Here is a 16308-nt window from a genome sequence, read left to right as displayed (position 1 = left end):
GACCCTGCAGCGCACACGAAGGAGGACAGCGCACGAGTCGCGCCCCGCCCCCTTTCGAACATCCGATGGAATTGGCTGATTTCCTCCGCGCCGTCTTCGCCCTGGCGCTGACCCTGGGGCTCGTCGGCCTGGCGGCCGTAGCCCTGCGCCGGTTCGGTCCGGACGCGGTGGCGCGGCTCGCGAAGGCCAAGGCCGATCGGCGTCTGAAGGTGGTCGAAACCCTGGTGCTGGATCCCTCGCGGCGCCTCGTCGTCGTCTCGTTCGACGGCGAGGAGAGACTCCTGCTGCTCGGCGAGGGACAGGTCCTGCCCGCCGCCGCCAAGTCCGCCCGCAAGCCAAAGATCACCGCCGATGCGTAAGGTTTTCGCCGCCCTCCTCCATCTACGCGCCGAAGACTGGCGGCGCGCGGCGGGCATCTCGGTGCTGGCGACGTTGGCGACCATGGTCTTCCCAGCGGTCGCGGCGGCTCAGGCGATCAACATCGACCTCGGCACCGGCGCCGGCCTCTCCGAGCGCGTCGTCCAGATGGTCGGGCTGCTGACCGTGCTGTCGCTGGCGCCGTCGATCGTGATCATGACCACGTCGTTCGTGCGGATCGTCGTGGTGCTCGGCCTGCTGCGCACCGCCCTCGGCCTCCAGCAGAGCCCGCCCAACGCCGTGCTGATCAGCCTGGCGCTGTTCCTGACCGCCATCGTCATGGGGCCGACGTTCCAGAAGTCCTATGAGGACGGCATCAAGCCGCTGATGGACCAGCAGATGGAGCTGCCGGCCGCGTTCGACGCCTCGGCCGCGCCCGTGAAGACCTTCATGCTCAGCCAGGTGGACCAGGACGACCTGGCGCTGTTCATCCGGCTGTCGAAGATCGAACGTCCGGCCACCGCCCAGGAGACTCCGCTCAGCGTCGTCACCCCGGCCTTCATGATCTCGGAGCTGAAGCGGGCGTTCGAAATCGGCTTCCTGCTGTTCATCCCCTTCCTGGTCATCGACCTGGTCGTCGCCAGCGTGCTGATGAGCATGGGTATGATGATGTTGCCGCCGGTGGTGGTGTCCCTGCCCTTCAAGCTGATCTTCTTCGTGCTGGTCGACGGCTGGCGGCTGGTGGCCGGCAGCCTGGTCGAGAGCTTCCAGCGCGGCGCGGGCGGAGGCTAGCCCCGCGCCGCCGTCGTCGCCGCCGCCTGTTTCGCGGCGGCCGGCGCGGGCGGCGCCTTGGCGGGCGTCGGCGGCCCCACCGGAGCCGGCTTTTCGCGGAACCTGGTCTTCATCTTCGCGACCCAGCCGGCGAAGGCCTCGTTGTCCGCCGTCGCCCGGCCGAAGTCTGAAACGCTCAAGGGCCCCGATTGAACCCCGGTCAGAGCGACGCGAAGCGCTTCGGGATTGCGGGCCTGGTCGTAGAAGCCAGAGTAGCGCTGCTGCATACGTGCGAGCGCCGCGTCATCCCCGGCCAGGCTGTAGGCGACGCCGGTCCGCAGAAGCTTTCCCTCGTCTTCGGCGGTCAGCGGCCCTGGCTGCTTCCAGCGCTCGCCAAGGCTCTTCTCGAAGACGCCCGCAGCGGCGGCCCAGTTCTTCTGCTTCCAGTAGATTTCGCCGCGCAGGTCCTGGGCGTCGCGACCGGTGTCGCGTTCCAGCAACTCCAGGCCGTGATCGTAGCGGCCCAGGCCCATGAGCGCGCGGGCCTCGACCACACGGCGCTCGGCGTTCAGGGCGGTCGGCAGGATCGTCGTACGCGAGGCGTTGATCGCCTGCAGCGCCTGCTCTGGCCGGCGATCCATCAGGTAGATCAGCGCTAGATCGGTCGAGACCTGTGCCCGCGGCACGCCGTCGAGCCGGTTATCGGCCTGATATTTCAGCAGCTCCGCCGCCTGGTCCAACAGATCGACGTCGACCAGTCGGCGCACAAGGCGGCGCACCATCATGTCGCCGTCGGCGCCGAGCGGCGTCAGTTCGCGGAAGTCGTAGAACATCGCCAGCGCCTGGACCGGCTCCAGCCCGTCGGCCGCCCCGTCGAGAAACAGCGTGCGGAAGGCCGCGCCGAGATCGGCCTGCAGTTGCAGCGCTTCGGGCAGGTCGGGCAGGCGCGAACCTGCGCCGCGCAGCGCTTCCAGCGCCTCGCGATAGCGGCCCTGGCTCAGATAGAGGTGGCCGAGCGCGCGGATGGTCTCGAGTTCGGTGGCGTCGCCCCGCCAGCGATAGCGCAGCCCGGCGAAGACGTTGGCCGCCTGCACTGGGGTGATCTTGCCGGTCTCCAGCCGGATCTTGGTGGCGCGCAGCGTGGCCGGCGCGGCCAGGCCCTCGCTCGGCGCGCCGGCGACCGCAGCATAGATCCGCAAGGCGCGGTCCTTGTGGCCGAGCGCCTCGACCACCTGGGCCTGGACCAGGCGTGTGGCCAGCTCCTCCATGGGGTCGGTCTTGTCCATCAGGGCGAGCGTGATGCGCGCGTCGGCCCCGTTGACGTCGCCGAGCGCCAGCGCCGCCAGCGCATCGGAGCGGGCGAAGCGCGCCTTCCAGGTGGGCGAGAACCGGTTGAAGGCCTCGGCGCCCGCTCCGAACTGGTTGCGGGCCTCGGGCCATTGGGCCAGCTGCGCAGCGATGTAGGAGCGCCAGAGGGCGGCCGAGGGGTCGTCCTGCAGGATCGGAGCGGAGAAGTCGGCTTGCGCTTCCTTGTAGCGGCGAGCCATGACCCGGGCGATGCCGCGCAGGCCGCGGAACTCCGGATCTTCCATCACCGCCGGGCTGCGGCGGGCGGCCTCGTTGAGCACGCCGATCGCCTCGAACGACAGCTCCGAGCCGACCAAGAAACGGGCCAACGCCATGCGCGCGGCAACCGGCGCGTCGCGTCCGACCGCCGCCTCCTCGTTGGCCGCTGACAGCAGCGCATTGTAGCGCGACAGGAAGCCGCCGGAGCCGGTCTTGGACCAGTTCTCGTGATCGATCAGGCCCGGCAGGCTCGCCGGCTGCGGCGCGCCCAGCGTCGCCTCGGCCCGCGCGACCGCCGCCGAGGCCGGCGACAGGGTCAGACCGCTGGGGCGGCCGATCTGGACCAGGTCGCCGTCCTGACGCATCGCCAGGTCGTCGATGTAGGACTCGGCCGCCATGCCCTGCGCCGAGGGCAGCAGCGCCATCTGCACGAACTCGCGGCGCGACGGCAGGCCCTTGGCCGGGCCCAGGGCCGTCACCACCGAAAGGGTGTCGCCGACGACCGGGTCGGCGACCCGCACGACCTTGGTGGCGCCGGCGACGGCGGCCTTGAGACCGGCCGGTCCGCCGGCCTGGTCGCGCACCACCCGGATCTGGGCGGGTTGTTCGACCTGAGCGCCAGGGCCCAGGATCACGGTCCAGGTCGCGCCCTGGGACGAGGCGAAGAACGGCGTGCCGGAGGGGGAGTCAATGCGCACCGCGGTGTAGTCGGTCCCGCGATAGGCCGTGGCGCCGGTCATCTGGCGCAGGCCGCGGGGCGCAGCCGAGATGTCCAGCGCGGCCGGCGCGTCGAACACGATCCACACCGCTCCGCCGCGGCGGAAGACCGAGGCTCCGGCCGGATTGGCCCACGGGAAGCTGAGCTGAACCTGGCCGGCGCCGATCTTGGTGGCCATGCGCACCACGCCGCCGGCCGGAATCGGGTTGGGCCGCGGCGGCGTCGGGGCGGCGGCAGATTCGGCCTGCGCGACCTCGGGAGCCGGCGGCGCAGGCGGCTTCTCGAACAGATTGACGTAGGTGGCGCCATCCGCGGTTCCGACCCGGGCGTCGGCGCCGTCGGCGATCGTGAGGACCAGCGCCGCGCCAGAGGCGCTGCGGCGCAGCTCGGCGCTCTTCAGCCAGCGCGGAGGCGAGGTCCGCAGCCGGCTGATGTCGGGATTGGCCCCCCGTGCCAGTTGCAGCGTCAGGACCTGGCCGTCGCGCCGCGCCACCGCCCGACCGCCGAGTTCGATGCGCGAGAAGTCCTCGGCCTGGGCGACGCGCACCTGGGCGCCGCCACGCGGCGCGGCCTCGGACGTCTGGGCCGACAGACCTGTAGGCGCGGCGACGCTGGCGATTGTGATCGCCGCAACGCTCGACCTAAGGGCCTGACGCAGTTTCATCGGTTAGCCGGCCTTGGCGGGCGGAGCGGCCGCCTTCGACGCCGGCGCAGCGGCCTGGCCAGCGGGGCGGGGGGCGGCCGGCAGCGGACCGGCGGCCGCCTGGGCGGCGGCGGCGACCTTTTTGACCTCGGCGAAGCGGGCTGCCAGGGCCTCTGTCAGCTTCTTGGCCTCGGCCGGCGGCATGTTCGCGATGATGGGCGAAAGGGCCCGTTCCTTCATCCGCGAGGCCACCGGCAGCCGAACCGAGTCGTCCAGCAACACCATCCGGGGCGCAGCGTCCTTGGGCTTCATCAGCTCGAACACCTTCACCAGGCGGTCGATCTCGGCCTGTTCCTTCTCGTCGGCGTCGACCATCAGCTTGGCGATGTCGCCCTTCATGCCGTTCAGCGCCTGAATCTTGGCGTCGAGCTTGGCTTCGGCGGCGGCCATCAGCGCCAGCTGCACGTCGAGATCCTGTTCACGCTTGTCGAGCTGGCCGCGACGAGCGCCCAGGCTCTGCAACACCTGCAGTTCGGCGGGCGATAAACCGGCCTCCTTGGCCAGCTCGGCGGCGGTGGGGGCGCAGACCGCCGCCGGCTTGGCCGCGGGCGGCAGGTTCGGGACCGTGGCGGCGGCGTCCTTGGCCGCTCCGGTCGCAGCCTTGGCCTCGTCCTTGGCCGGGGCGACGCCCTTTGCGGCTTCCTCGGCGAAGGCGCGCGCGCCCGAGAACAGGTCGGGCAGGCTCTGGGCGCCGGACAGAGCATTGAGGCTCAGCACGCCGACCATGGCGACGCCGACGAGCGGCAGGATGCGGGGGATATTCTTCATCGGCGGGCTCCCAGTCGCGCGCCCGGCGTCGGACGACGCTCGGCGGGCTGGTCGAAGAGGTCGTCATCAAAGGCCGGGCGCGGCGAAGCGGCGGCCTGACGGCGAGCGGGCGCGGCAGGCGCACGCTCTGGACGGCTGTCGCGCGCGGCCGAGAGCAGCGAGCCCAGGCGCTGAGTCACGCGCTCGACGTCGGCCTCGGCCACCGGCTCGGCGCCGTCGCGGCGGGCAGACGACGCCGGCGCGCCCTGCAGCTGGCGGTCGAGCTTGCTGGTCAGGGCGCGGGCCTTTTCAATTCGGTCGGCCAGGGCGTCGTGGGCTTCGTCGGTGGCCGCGCGCAGATCGGCCAGCCCTTGCTCGGCGCGGGCCGCGGCCGCGTCCAGTTCGGCCACCGCCTTGGCGAAGCCCTCGTGGCTCTCGCGGAGCGCCTTCAGGCGCGCGTTGAGGCGGTAGCCCATCATCAGGGCGGCGGCCAGCAGGCCGGCCAGCATCAGGTTCAGGCCGATGGCGATCGCGCTCATTTGAACCTCGAAATGGCTTTCTTGGCGTGCGGCGACAGCGGGCTGTCGACGCGCACGGCGATGTGGTGGTTGCGCCGGCCCATGCGCCCACGAGTCAGCGGGATCGCCCCGGCGCGCAGCTCGACCTGGCTGTCCGGGGTGGCGTTAAGCATCAGCGTGTCGCCGACCTTCAGCTCCAGCACCTCGCGCAGCGGCAGCTGCTGTTCGTCGAGCACGGCGCGGACGTCGAGCTGTGTGGTCCAGAGCTCGGTCGCGAGGTGGCTTTCCCAGATGTTGTCGCGGCCGAACTTCTCGCCCATGAACTGCTGCAGCAGCATCTTGCGGATCGGTTCGAGCGTAGCGTAGGGCAGCAGCAGCTCGATGCGCCCGCCGCGGTCTTCCATGTCGATGCGCAGCTTGACCAGGATGGCGGCGTTGGCCGGCCGCGCGATGGCCGCGAACCGCGGATTGGTTTCCAGTCGGTCGAGGGTGAAGGTCACCGGGGTCAGCGGCTCGAAGGCGGCGCGGGCGTCCGCCAGCACCACCTCGACCATTCGCTGGACCAGCACCCGCTCGATGGTGGTGTAAGGGCGGCCCTCGATACGCATGGCCGCAGTCCCGCGACGCCCGCCCAGCAGCACGTCGACGATCGAGTAGATCAGGTTGGAGTCGACCGTCAGCAGGCCGTAGTTCTCGAGCTCCTCGGCCTTGAACACCGAGAGGATGGCCGGCAGCGGGATCGAGTTCAGGTAGTCGCCGAAGCGGATCGACGAAATGTTGTCGAGGCTGACCTCGACGTTGTCCGAAGTGAAGTTCCGCAGCGACGTCGTCATCAACCGCACGAGGCGGTCGAAGACGATCTCCAGCATCGGCAGGCGCTCGTACGACACCAGCGCCGAGTTGATGATCGCGCGGATGCCCGAGCGCTCCGCTGCCTCCTCGTCCGACAGGTCGAAGCCCAGCAGGCTGTCGATCTCGTCCTGATTGAGGATGCGTTCGGCGCCGAGCAGCCCCTCGACCTTCTCGTCAGGGTTCTGCCACGTAGCAGGGTCGTCCGGGTTTATCCCGCCCTGCAGCCCGCCGATGATCTGGGGTTCTTCGTCAGCCATGGGTCAAGCGCCAACCAGGGACCAGCCCTAGTTGATCAGCATCTCCTCGATCAGGACGGCGTTCACCTTCGCCGGGGCGATGACCAGGTTCACCCGGCGCTGGATCTCCATGCGCAGTTGGTAGGAGCCCTGGCTGCCCTGCAGGTCCTCGGGACGCAGCTCGCGCAGGAAGGTCTGGAACATGTCCTGGAGCCTGGGCATGTTCGGCTCCAGCAGGTCGACCGTCGCCTGGTCCGGCACTTCCAGCGTCAGCTTGAGCTTCAGGAAGGTCGAGCGGCCGTCGGCGGTCTGCATGTTCACCACCACGCTGGGCATGGTGTAGAACAGGATGCCGTCAGGTCCTTCGCGGACCTCGCCGACGGGCTTCTCGCCCTCGCCCTTTTTCTCGCCCTTCTTTTCCTTCTTCTTTTCGGCGGCCTTGCCGGCGGCCGCTTCCGGCTTCGGCTTCAGCAGGAAGAACGCGCCGGCCCCGCCGCCGCCGAGCGCGAGCACGGCCGCGACCCCGGCGATGATCATCATCTTCGGGGTGAACTTCTTTTTCGCGGGCGCGCCCTCGCCGTCTTCGCCTTCGGCGGCGTCGCCTGACGGGGCTTCCTTCACCTTGTCCTTGGCCACGCGCGCGCGCTCCTTAGAATCTTACCCCGTCTCATGGCCCAGGCATGGTTAAGGACAAGTTTTTAACGTGTGTTAACGAGCGCGATTTTCGTGCCGGGCAATTTCCGCCGAGCGGCGGGCGTTAACCTTATTCTCCGCTGTTTTCATTGAGTTTTTGGACTGGCCCGATCCTTGCAGCCCAACCAGCGACGAAAACGCCGCAGGTTAAGGCTTCGCCATGGACAACGCCCTCTACGTCGGACTCTCGCGCCAGATGACACTGCGCCGTGAACTCGACATCGTGGCCAACAACATCGCCAACATGGACACGACCGGCTTCAAGGTCGAAAGCCTGATGGTCGAGACCGAGCCGATGGCGCCCGCCCACACGTTCGGCGCGCCGCGGCCGGTGAAGTTCGTGATCGACCGCAGCGTGGGGCGCGACTTCGGCCAGGGCGTGCTGCGCCAGACCGGCGCGCCGTTCGACCTCGGCATCCAGGGTGACGGCTTCTTCCGGGTTCGCACCGCCGACGGCGAGCAGTTCACCCGGGACGGGCGCTTCCACATGGACGAGGCCGGCCGGCTGGTCACCGAAGACGGCGCGGCGCTGCTGGACGAAGGCGGCGGCGAGATCGCCATCGACCCCAAGCTGGGCTCGGTGATGATCGCCAAGGACGGCACGGTCAGCCAGGGCTCCGAGCGCCTGGGCAAGGTTGGCCTGGCCCGCTTCGACGAGCTCTCGGTGCTCGAGAAGGTCGGCGACAACCGCTATCGCAACACCTCCAACGCCCAGGTTCAGCCGGCCACGGAATCGGTGATCCAGCAGGGGATGCTGGAAGGCTCGAACGTCAAGCCGGTCGCCGAGATCACCCGGATGATTGAGATCACCCGCACATACGAGTCCGTCGCCAAGATGATGGACGCCAACGCCGAACTCTCCCGCCGCTCGATCGAGCGGATGGGCAAGGTGAACTGAGGAATTTCCGCCGATGCAAGCGCTCCGCACCGCCGCGACCGGCATGGCCGCCCAGCAGCTGAACGTCGAGGTCATCTCGAACAACATCGCCAACATGAACACCGTGGGCTTCAAGAAGCAGCGCGCGGAGTTCCAGGACCTGCTCTACCAGACCATCGAACGCGCCGGCGCGCAGTCTTCCGACCAGGGTACGGTCGTCCCGACCGGCGTGCAGGTCGGCGGCGGTGTGAAGACCGGCTCGGTCTACCGCATCACCCAGCAGGGCAACATGACCCAGACGGGCGGCAAGTTCGACCTGGCCATCTCCGGCCGCGGCTACTTCCAGGTGATGATGCCGAGCGGCGAGATCGCCTACACCCGCGCCGGCAATTTCTCGCCCAACGACCAGGGCCAGCTGGTCACCGAGGACGGCTACCTGGTCGAGCCGGCCATCACCATCCCGGCCGACGCCACCGACATCACGATCTCCAAGAGCGGCCAGGTGCAGGCGATCCGCGCCGGCCAGACCGCCCAGGACGTGATCGGCAACCTGGAGTTGGCGACCTTCGTCAACGAGGCGGGCCTCGACGCGATCGGCGACAACCTGCTGAAGGAAAGCGCCGCCTCGGGCGCTCCGACCGTCGCGATCCCCGGCGTCGACGGCACCGGCACGATCAACCAGGGCTACACCGAAGCCTCGAACGTCGACGCGGTCACCGAAATCACCGCCCTCATCGTCGCCCAGCGGGCGTATGAGATGAACTCCAAGGTCATCACGTCGGCCGACGAGATGCTGCGCACCGCCAGCAACATCCGGTCCTGATCATGAAGCGCCTCCTGATCGCCGCCGCCGCGGCCCTGATCGCCGCCCCCGCCCTGGCCGGCCAGCCGGTCATGCTGAAGGCCGACCCGGTCGACAGCGACGGGATCATCACCCTGTCGGACCTGTTCGAAGGCGCCGGCGCCGCCGGCAAGACCCCGGTGGCCGCCAAGCCGGGCGCCTCGGCGGTGCTGGACGCCGCCGCCGTGCAGGGCATCGCCCGCCGCGCGGGGCTCGACTGGGCCAACGCCGAGGGCTTTCGCCGCATCGTGGTGCGCAGCGCCGCCAGCGGTCCGGGCCTGGCCGCCGCCGGTCCCGCCGCTGCGCGCGGCAATGTCGAGGTGCTGACCTACACCCGCAGCCTGTCGGCCGGCGAGATCGTACAGCCGCAGGATCTGGTCTGGGGCAAGGCCGCAGCCGCCCCCTCTGACGCGCCGAACGACGCAGAGGCGATCATCGGCCTGGCCGCCAAGCGCCCGCTGCGCGCCGGCTCTGCGGTATCGGCCCGCGACGTCTCGGCCCCGCAGGTCATCAAGTCCGGCGACCTGATCACCGTCACCTACGAGGACGGGGGCATCTCGCTGGTCCTGCAGGGCAAGGCGATGGCGGCCGCCAGCCTTGGCGAGACCCTCGCCGTCCAGAACATCGCCTCCAAGAAGATCATCCAGGCCGTCGCCAGCGGTCCCGGTCAAGCCGTCGTCGGCCCGGCCGCCGACCAGCTGAAGGCCCTCCCCCGCACCCAGTACGCGCTCCGATAGGGATCACCGCCCATGCGCCTTTCCGTCCTCGCAGTCCTCGCCCTGGCCCCGCTGGCCGCCTGCTCGACCGTCACAGAGGCGGTGCGCGGTCCTGAACTCGCACCGGTCGGCTATCCCGCCACGCTGGTCGCGCGGGATCAGCCGACCTTCGTCTCGGCCCGCGAGCCGGCCCCTCAGGCGGCCTCGGCCAACTCGCTGTGGCGGACGGGCGCGCGCGCCTTCTTCATCGACCAGCGCGCCAACCGGGTCGGCGACATCCTGACGGTGCAGATCGACATCGACGACAGCGCCCAGACCCGAAACGCCTCGACCAGCAGCCGCACCGCCGGCATGCAGGCCGGCGTCGACAACTTCTTTGGCCTTGAAGCCAGCCTCGGCAAGTTTTTCCCGGGCGGCTACGACCCGTCCAACATGGTCAACACCAACTCGACGTCGAACAACGCCGGGTCGGGCGCAGTCACGCGCTCGGAGAAAATCTCGCTGACCATCGCTGCGGTGGTCACCAATGTCCTGCCGAACGGCAACATGGTGATCCAGGGCACCCAGGAGGTGCGCACCAACGCCGAGCTCCGCCAACTGACCGTCGCCGGCATCGTGCGGCCCGAGGACATCTCCTCGGCCAACACCATCCGCCACACCCAGATCGCCGAAGCCCGGATCAGCTACGGCGGCCGCGGCGACATCAGCCGGGTGCAGAAGGTCCCCGCGGGCCAGTCGCTGGTCGAGCGCTTCCAGCCCTTCTGACAGTGGAGGCGCGGGCAGGCCGATGCTAGGTTGAGCTGATGAAGTCCGCTGCTTTCGCGCTCGCCCTTTTCGCCGCCGCCGGGCTCGCCCAGGCTCAGGAACCGCTGCACGTCTGGAGCGTCGACACGCCCAAGGACGCCGACGCCGCCCTACGCTTCGGCCTGCCCGACACCGACGACCAGCCGATCGCGTTCACCTGCGTGCGCGGCTCGGGCCAGGTGAAGGTCAGCGCCGACATCGCCAAGCGCCTGGGCGTCGAGCGGGTCGGCAAGACGTGGGTCGACAAGGCCGGCGTTCGCGCGCCCTGGCCGATGAGCGTGGCGCTGGCCTCGGAAGGCGCGTCGCTGAGCCTGCGCGGCGTCGGCCATCCCAACGACATCACCGACGGCACCCTGGTCCTGACCGAGTTCTCGACCCGCGCGCCGCTCGCAGCCGCCTTCCGCAAGACCGGGATCATCAGCCTCAGCGCGGCCGGCGACAGCGTAAAGCCGCCGCCCGCGCCCAAGGGTGCGGTGCGCAAGTTCCTTAGCGCCTGCAAATAGGGACTTAGGCCCGGCGGCCCGCCGCCGAGACGTTGTCCACGCCCAGCGCCGACAAGGCGCCGGCGACGATGCCCTCGGCGTCCAGTCCCGCCTGGGCGTACATCGCCTCGGGCTTGTCCTGGTCCTGGAAGATGTCCGGAAGGGTCAGGGTGCGGACCTTCAGCCCACGGTCGAGCGCGCCGTGCTGGGCCAGGGCCTGCAGCACGAACGAACCGAAGCCGCCCATCGCGCCCTCTTCCACCGTGATCAGGGCCTCGTGGTTGCGGGCCAGATTGAGGATAAGGTCGATATCGAGCGGCTTGGCGAAGCGGGCGTCGGCGACGGTCGCCGACAGGCCGCGGGCGGCCAGCAGGTCGGCGGCCTTGAGGCTTTCGGCCAGGCGGGTGCCGAACGAGAGGATGGCCACGGCCGAGCCTTCGCGGACGATGCGGCCCTTGCCGATCTCCAGCGGCGCGGCCAGGTCGGGAATGGCGACGCCGACGCCCTCGCCGCGCGGGTAGCGGAAAGCCGAGGGACGGTCGTCGATCGCCGCGGCGGTGGCGATCATCGCCGCCAGCTCGGCCTCGTCGGCGGCGGCCATCAGCACCATGCCCGGCAGCGCGCCCATGAAGCCGATGTCGAACGAGCCGGCGTGGGTCGCGCCGTCGGCGCCGACCAGACCGGCGCGGTCCATCGCGAAGCGGACCGGCAGGCCCTGGATCGCGACGTCGTGGACGACCTGGTCGTAGCCGCGCTGCAGGAAGGTCGAATAGATCGCGCAGAACGGCTTCATGCCGTCCGCCGCGAGGCCGGCGGCGAAGGTGACCGCGTGCTGCTCGGCGATGCCGACGTCGAACATCCGTTTGGGGAAACGCTTGGCGAACAGATCCAGGCCGGTGCCGGAGTCCATCGCAGCGGTGATGGCGACGATCTTCGGATCGATCTCAGCCCGCTTGATCAGTTCCTGGGCGAAGACCTTGGTGTAGGTCGGCGCGGCCGGCTGGCTCTTGGCCTGCTGGCCGGTGATGACGTCGAACTTGGCGACCGCATGCAGCTTGTCGGCGGCGCTCTCGGCGGGGGCGTAGCCCTTGCCCTTCTGGGTAACGACGTGGACCAGGACCGGCTTGTCCTTGATCTCGCGCACGTTTTTCAGCACCGGCACCAGGGCGTCGAGGTCGTGCCCGTCGATCGGGCCGACATAGTAAAAGCCCAGCTCCTCGAACAGCGTACCGCCGGTGACCATGCCGCGGGCGTATTCCTCGGCCTTGCGGGCCGCTTCCTGCAGCGGCCGCGGCAGCACCTTGGCCACCGATTTGCCTAGGTTGCGCAGCGACTGATAGCCGCCGCCCGAGACGACCCGGGCGAGGTAGGCGCTCATCCCGCCGACCGGCGGGGCGATCGACATGTCGTTGTCGTTGAGGATGACGGTCAGCTGGCCAGTGGTGGTGTGGCAGGCGCTGTTCATCGCCTCATAGGCCATCCCGGCGCTCATCGAGCCGTCGCCGATCACGGCCACCACGCTGTTGGACTTGCCGGCCGCGTCACGCGCCGCGGCGAAGCCCAGCGCCGCCGAGATCGAGGTCGCCGCGTGAGCGGCGCCGAACGGGTCGTATTCGCTTTCGCTGCGCTTGGTGAAGCCCGACAGCCCGCCGCCCTGGCGCAGGGTGCGAATGCGGTCGCGGCGGCCAGTCAGGATCTTATGCGGATAGGTCTGGTGGCCGACGTCCCAGATCAGGATGTCGTCCGGCGTCTCATAGACGTGATGAAGCGCCACCGTGAGTTCGACCACGCCGAGGCCCGCGCCGAAGTGTCCGCCAGTCTGCGACACCACGTCGATCATTTCGGCGCGCAGTTCATCCGCCAGCTGGCGCAGTTCAGGCGCGCTGAAGCCGCGCATGTCGCGCGGGTACGAGACCTTGTCGAGCAGGGGCGTGACTGGCGGCATATTGTTGTCGTTCTCGAACTAATTCCGGCGATCTAGCACGAAATCCACACTGGCCCGCAGGAAATCGGCCTGTTGACCAAACGGATCAAGGTGCGACTTGGTTTGCTCGGCGAGCAGGGCCAGTCGTTCGCGAGCGGCGTCCGCACCCAGCAGGGTCACGTAGTTCGCCTTGCCTTTCTCGGCGTCCTTGCCGGCCTTCTTGCCCAGCACGGCGCTGTCGCCGTCGACGTCCAGCAGATCGTCGGCGATCTGGTAGGCCAGACCTATGTCCTGAGCGAAGGCCATCAGGGCGTGGCGCTCGGCCTCGCCCGCATGGGCCATGATCAGCGGCAGTTCGAACGAGACCGCGATCAGGGCGCCTGTCTTGAGGCGCTGCATGCGGGCCACCGCGCCGAGGTCGTCGCGAACGCCCAGCATGTCGATCATCTGGCCGCCGCACATGCCGCGGGCGCCGCCGGCCTGGGCCAGCTTCAGCACCATTTCGGCGCGCACCGCGCCGTCGTGATGGGTGTCGGGATCGGCGAGGATTTCGAAGGCCGCCGTCTGCAGCGAGTCGCCCGCCAGCACCGCCGTAGCTTCGTCGTAAGCCTTGTGCACGGTCGGTCGGCCGCGGCGCATGTCGTCGTCGTCCATGCACGGCAGATCGTCATGGATCAGACTGTAGGCGTGAATGCATTCCAGCGCGCACGCGGCGCGCAAGACCGGGCGATCCTCTAGGTCGAACATGCGGCCGGTCTCGATGGCGAAGAACGGGCGCAGGCGCTTTCCCGGCCCCAGCGCCGCATAGCGCATGGCTTCGGTCAACCGCTGCTCCGGCCCCTCGACCCGCGGAAGCAACTGATCGAGCGCCACCGTCACGAGGTCGGCGGCCTCCGCCACGCGCCTGGCGAGCGCCATGTCAGTTGAACTCGGCGGGTTCGGCGCCGGCCTGGCCGTTGGCGCCCACCACGATCTTCTCGACCCGCAGGCGCGCGGCTTCCAGCCGCTTCTCGCAGTGCGCCTTCAGGAGCGCGCCGCGCTCGTACAGCTCGATGGACTGCTCCAGCGGCGCCTGGCCCGACTCCAGCTGGCCGACGATGCGTTCCAGCTCAGCCAGGGCCTGCTCGAAGGAGAGCGCGTCAATGTCAGCGGCGTCGGCCATTCCGATTTCCTTGAGAAGCTAGCAGGTTAGTGACCGGCGCCCCGGCCCGCAACGTTTCGAGCGTCGTCAGGATCGCTCGTAGCGCCGCGTGGACCAGTACTTCCAGCCCTGATTGGCCGTCAGGCGCCAGCCGCGCCGGCGCAGCGCGCGCCCCACCATGAAGTTGAAGAAGCCGTGCGCCAGCACCACGACGTCCTCGCCGTCGGCCGCCAGGTCGATGATCAGGTCGGCGGCCTGATCGGCCCGCTTTTCCGCCTCCCGGCGAGTCTCCTGGCCGTCGTGGTGATTGAAGAACCACCACCAGAACCGGGCGATGAAGCCCCAGATCTTGGGCGACATACGCACGAAGCCGGGAAAGTGCGGCGGCGGCAGCGGAGCTTCGACGAACAGCGGCGTGCGGTCGAACTCGCGGCCCGCGGCCAGGGCCAGGGCGCTCTCGATGGAACGATTGCGGACCGACGAGATGATCACGCCGGCCCGGGCCGTCTGTTCGATCAGCGCCGCCGGCGGCGTCTGGCCCGGCCGGATGCCCAGCTGTTCGTAGCGGCTCCAGTAGTCGCGGTAGCCATGCACGTTCAGCATCACCTTGCGGTGAATGTCCGGCTCGCCGTGGCGTGCAAGCACGATCGCCCCAGGGCGCATAGCGGTCGATTTCGGAAGGTCGGCGGTCAAAGCGTCGGCCATGTCATCCAATGGCCAGGAGTCTTGCAACCCGGCCTTCGCCCTCACCCCTGCGAAAGTGCCTGTACGTGCGCAAGCGCAGAACGGCCTAGAGCCTCCAGGTCGTACCCGCCCTCGAGCGAGGAAACAACCCGCCCGCGACTATGGGTCCGGGCAAGACTCATGATCGCACGGGTCGCCCAGGCGAAATCCTCGGCTTCGAGGTTCTGGCTCGAATCGCCGATCGGGTCGCGGGCATGGGCGTCGAACCCTGCCGAGATCAGAATCAATTCCGGCGCGAAGGCGTCGACATGGGTCAGCAGCCCCTCGAACTCCTTGCGCCACAGCTCGCGCGGCGCGTTCGGCGGCACCACGGCGTTCCGGATATTGCCCGGGACGACCTCAGAAGGGTGGCCGCTGCCCGGCCACAACGGCCATTGCTGGACCGACGCGAAGAACAGGTCGTCCTGCCCGCCCAGGGCCGCCTGGGTGCCGTTGCCATGGTGGACATCGAAGTCCACGACCGCCACGCGCCTGATCCCGGCCAGCTGCGCGGCGCGCGCGGCCAGGGCGACGTTCGAAAAAATGCAGAACCCCATCGGCAGCGCCGGCTCCGCATGGTGGCCCGGCGGCCGCACCGCGCAGAACGCCCGCTCAATGCGGCCCGCGGCCACCTCGCGCGCGGCCTCGACCACGCCGCCCGCCGCCCGCAACGCCGCATTCAGACTCCCGGCCGACATGTAGGTGTCGTCGTCCAGCTGCAGCATGCCCTGCTTAGGGGCGCTGTCGATCACGGCCTGGACATAAGCACCGCGGTGGGCGAGCTCCAGATCGGCCCGCGCGATCAGCGGCGCCTCCCGTCGATCGAGCTTCAGATCGCTGTCGCCCAGCGCGCCCAGCACCGAGCTCAACCGCTCCGGCCGCTCCGGATGCCATTCGCCCGGCCGGTGGTCCAGCATCTCAAGATGGGTGTAGAGGGCCATATCCATGCGAATCGCAGCCTAACCCGGCTTAGTTGGAACCCGAATGCTACAACCGACGATACGCCGCGCAGACCGTTCCGACGCTCAGGTTTTGTCCGACCTGGGGGCGCGGACGTTCGCCGAGACCTTCGCCCATCTCTATCCGCCGCAGGACCTCGCGGACTTCCTCGCCCAGGCCTACGGCCTCGAGAAGACCCTCGCCGATCTCGCCGACCCGGCCAAGGCCCAATGGCTGGTCGAGGCCGACGGCCAGGCGGTCGGCTATGCCCTCGCCGGCCCCTGCGACCTGCCGCACCCGGAGGTCACCGCCGCCTGCGGCGAGCTCAAGCGCTTCTACCTGCTGAAGGACTGGCAGGGCGGCGGTACGGGCGGACGGCTGTTCTCAAAGGTTATGGCCTGGCTGGAGCGCGAAGGGCCGCGCGACCTCTGGATCGGGGTATGGTCGGAGAACCTGGGCGCCCAGAGATTCTACATGCGCCACGGGTTCGAACGGGTCGGCGAGTATGGCTTCCGGGTGGGCGGCACGGTCGACCACGAACTCATTCTGCGGCGTGCTGCGCAAGGATTCTCCACCTAGGGGCGAATTTTTGGGCGGGGCTTGCCAGCTGTGCTGAATTTTATCGTCCGCTTAGAGAAATATTGCTGCGATTTAACGTCGGGGACTTTGACGCTGACGCTCGCATTTGCGAACTTCCCGG

General features: G+C 69.1%; 18 protein-coding genes. 8 read left to right on the top strand and 10 right to left on the bottom strand.

Going from position 1 to position 16308, the window contains the following annotated elements:
* Nucleotides 1-65: 65 nt before the first annotated feature.
* Both GGQ61_RS13085 and fliP read left to right on the top strand, forming a co-directional pair.
* Nucleotides 66-359 (top strand): flagellar biosynthetic protein FliO, encoded by a 294-nt coding sequence (locus tag GGQ61_RS13085; protein WP_183773435.1) that lies wholly within the window; start codon nt 66-68, stop codon nt 357-359.
* The gene (gene fliP, locus GGQ61_RS13080) at nt 352-1149 is read left to right on the top strand and encodes a flagellar type III secretion system pore protein FliP (RefSeq protein ID WP_183773433.1); all 798 of its coding nucleotides are present in this window, start codon (nt 352-354) and stop codon (nt 1147-1149) included. The genes GGQ61_RS13085 and fliP overlap by 8 nt, the downstream gene beginning before the upstream one ends.
* Here fliP and GGQ61_RS13075 read toward each other — a convergent pair.
* Genes GGQ61_RS13075 through GGQ61_RS13055 form a run of 5 tightly spaced genes read right to left on the bottom strand, consistent with a single transcriptional unit; the run spans nt 1146 to nt 7104 of the window.
* Entirely contained in the window at nt 1146-4076 is a 2931-nt protein-coding gene (locus GGQ61_RS13075) for a tetratricopeptide repeat protein (protein ID WP_246370839.1), read from the bottom strand. The two genes, fliP and GGQ61_RS13075, sit on opposite strands and share 4 nt — an antisense overlap.
* Nucleotides 4077-4079: 3 nt before the next feature.
* A complete protein-coding gene (locus GGQ61_RS13070) occupies nt 4080-4883 on the bottom strand; it encodes a MotE family protein (protein WP_221221004.1) in 804 nt (267 codons plus the stop codon).
* Nucleotides 4880-5401 (bottom strand): DUF6468 domain-containing protein, encoded by a 522-nt coding sequence (locus tag GGQ61_RS13065; RefSeq protein WP_183773431.1) that lies wholly within the window; start codon nt 5399-5401, stop codon nt 4880-4882. Before GGQ61_RS13065 ends, GGQ61_RS13070 begins: the two co-directional genes overlap by 4 nt.
* Entirely contained in the window at nt 5398-6489 is a 1092-nt protein-coding gene (gene fliM, locus GGQ61_RS13060) for a flagellar motor switch protein FliM (protein WP_343056137.1), read from the bottom strand. The genes GGQ61_RS13065 and fliM overlap by 4 nt, the downstream gene beginning before the upstream one ends.
* 27 nt (nt 6490-6516) lie before the next feature.
* Nucleotides 6517-7104 (bottom strand): flagellar basal body-associated FliL family protein, encoded by a 588-nt coding sequence (locus tag GGQ61_RS13055; protein ID WP_183773429.1) that lies wholly within the window; start codon nt 7102-7104, stop codon nt 6517-6519.
* A 217-nt stretch (nt 7105-7321) separates the two neighbouring features.
* On the opposite strand from GGQ61_RS13055, the gene flgF reads away from it, so the two are divergent.
* Genes flgF through GGQ61_RS13030 form a run of 5 tightly spaced genes read left to right on the top strand, consistent with a single transcriptional unit; the run spans nt 7322 to nt 10902 of the window.
* Nucleotides 7322-8059, top strand: coding sequence for a flagellar basal-body rod protein FlgF (gene flgF / locus GGQ61_RS13050; protein ID WP_183773426.1), 738 nt, complete (start codon nt 7322-7324; stop codon nt 8057-8059).
* A 13-nt stretch (nt 8060-8072) separates the two neighbouring features.
* Nucleotides 8073-8861 carry a flagellar basal-body rod protein FlgG gene (flgG, locus tag GGQ61_RS13045; RefSeq protein WP_183773424.1) on the top strand — a complete coding sequence of 263 codons (789 nt, stop codon included), beginning with the start codon at nt 8073-8075 and terminating at the stop codon, nt 8859-8861.
* A gap of 2 nt (nt 8862-8863) precedes the next feature.
* A complete protein-coding gene (gene flgA, locus GGQ61_RS13040; RefSeq protein ID WP_183773422.1) occupies nt 8864-9616 on the top strand; it encodes a flagellar basal body P-ring formation chaperone FlgA in 753 nt (250 codons plus the stop codon).
* A 12-nt stretch (nt 9617-9628) separates the two neighbouring features.
* Entirely contained in the window at nt 9629-10360 is a 732-nt protein-coding gene (flgH, locus tag GGQ61_RS13035) for a flagellar basal body L-ring protein FlgH (protein ID WP_183773420.1), read from the top strand.
* A gap of 38 nt (nt 10361-10398) precedes the next feature.
* Complete coding sequence (locus tag GGQ61_RS13030; protein ID WP_183773418.1) at nt 10399-10902, top strand: hypothetical protein; 504 nt, start codon at nt 10399-10401, stop codon at nt 10900-10902.
* A gap of 4 nt (nt 10903-10906) precedes the next feature.
* On the opposite strand, the gene dxs is transcribed toward GGQ61_RS13030, so the two are convergent.
* From dxs to GGQ61_RS13005, 5 genes are all read right to left on the bottom strand, one after another.
* Complete coding sequence (dxs, locus tag GGQ61_RS13025) at nt 10907-12826, bottom strand: 1-deoxy-D-xylulose-5-phosphate synthase (protein ID WP_183773416.1); 1920 nt, start codon at nt 12824-12826, stop codon at nt 10907-10909.
* A gap of 18 nt (nt 12827-12844) precedes the next feature.
* Nucleotides 12845-13723, bottom strand: coding sequence for a polyprenyl synthetase family protein (locus tag GGQ61_RS13020; RefSeq protein WP_183773414.1), 879 nt, complete (start codon nt 13721-13723; stop codon nt 12845-12847).
* Between the two features lies 1 nt (nt 13724).
* Entirely contained in the window at nt 13725-13967 is a 243-nt protein-coding gene (locus GGQ61_RS13015; RefSeq protein ID WP_183773412.1) for an exodeoxyribonuclease VII small subunit, read from the bottom strand.
* A 66-nt stretch (nt 13968-14033) separates the two neighbouring features.
* The gene (locus GGQ61_RS13010; RefSeq protein WP_183773411.1) at nt 14034-14651 is read right to left on the bottom strand and encodes a phosphoglycerate mutase family protein; all 618 of its coding nucleotides are present in this window, start codon (nt 14649-14651) and stop codon (nt 14034-14036) included.
* A gap of 41 nt (nt 14652-14692) precedes the next feature.
* Nucleotides 14693-15616, bottom strand: a complete 924-nt coding sequence (locus GGQ61_RS13005; protein ID WP_183773410.1) for a histone deacetylase family protein — start codon at nt 15614-15616, stop codon at nt 14693-14695.
* Nucleotides 15617-15653: 37 nt separating this feature from the next.
* Here GGQ61_RS13005 and GGQ61_RS13000 point away from each other — a divergent pair, with 37 nt between their 5' ends.
* Nucleotides 15654-16187: a GNAT family N-acetyltransferase gene (locus GGQ61_RS13000; protein ID WP_183773409.1), complete on the top strand. Its 534-nt coding sequence runs from the start codon at nt 15654-15656 to the stop codon at nt 16185-16187.
* Nucleotides 16188-16308 lie beyond the last annotated feature (121 nt).

Source organism: Phenylobacterium haematophilum, from assembly GCF_014196295.1.
GTDB lineage: Bacteria > Pseudomonadota > Alphaproteobacteria > Caulobacterales > Caulobacteraceae > Phenylobacterium > Phenylobacterium haematophilum.
The sequence above is the reverse complement of the archived record's forward strand: the minus strand, read 5'-3'. Positions and strand labels throughout refer to the sequence as shown.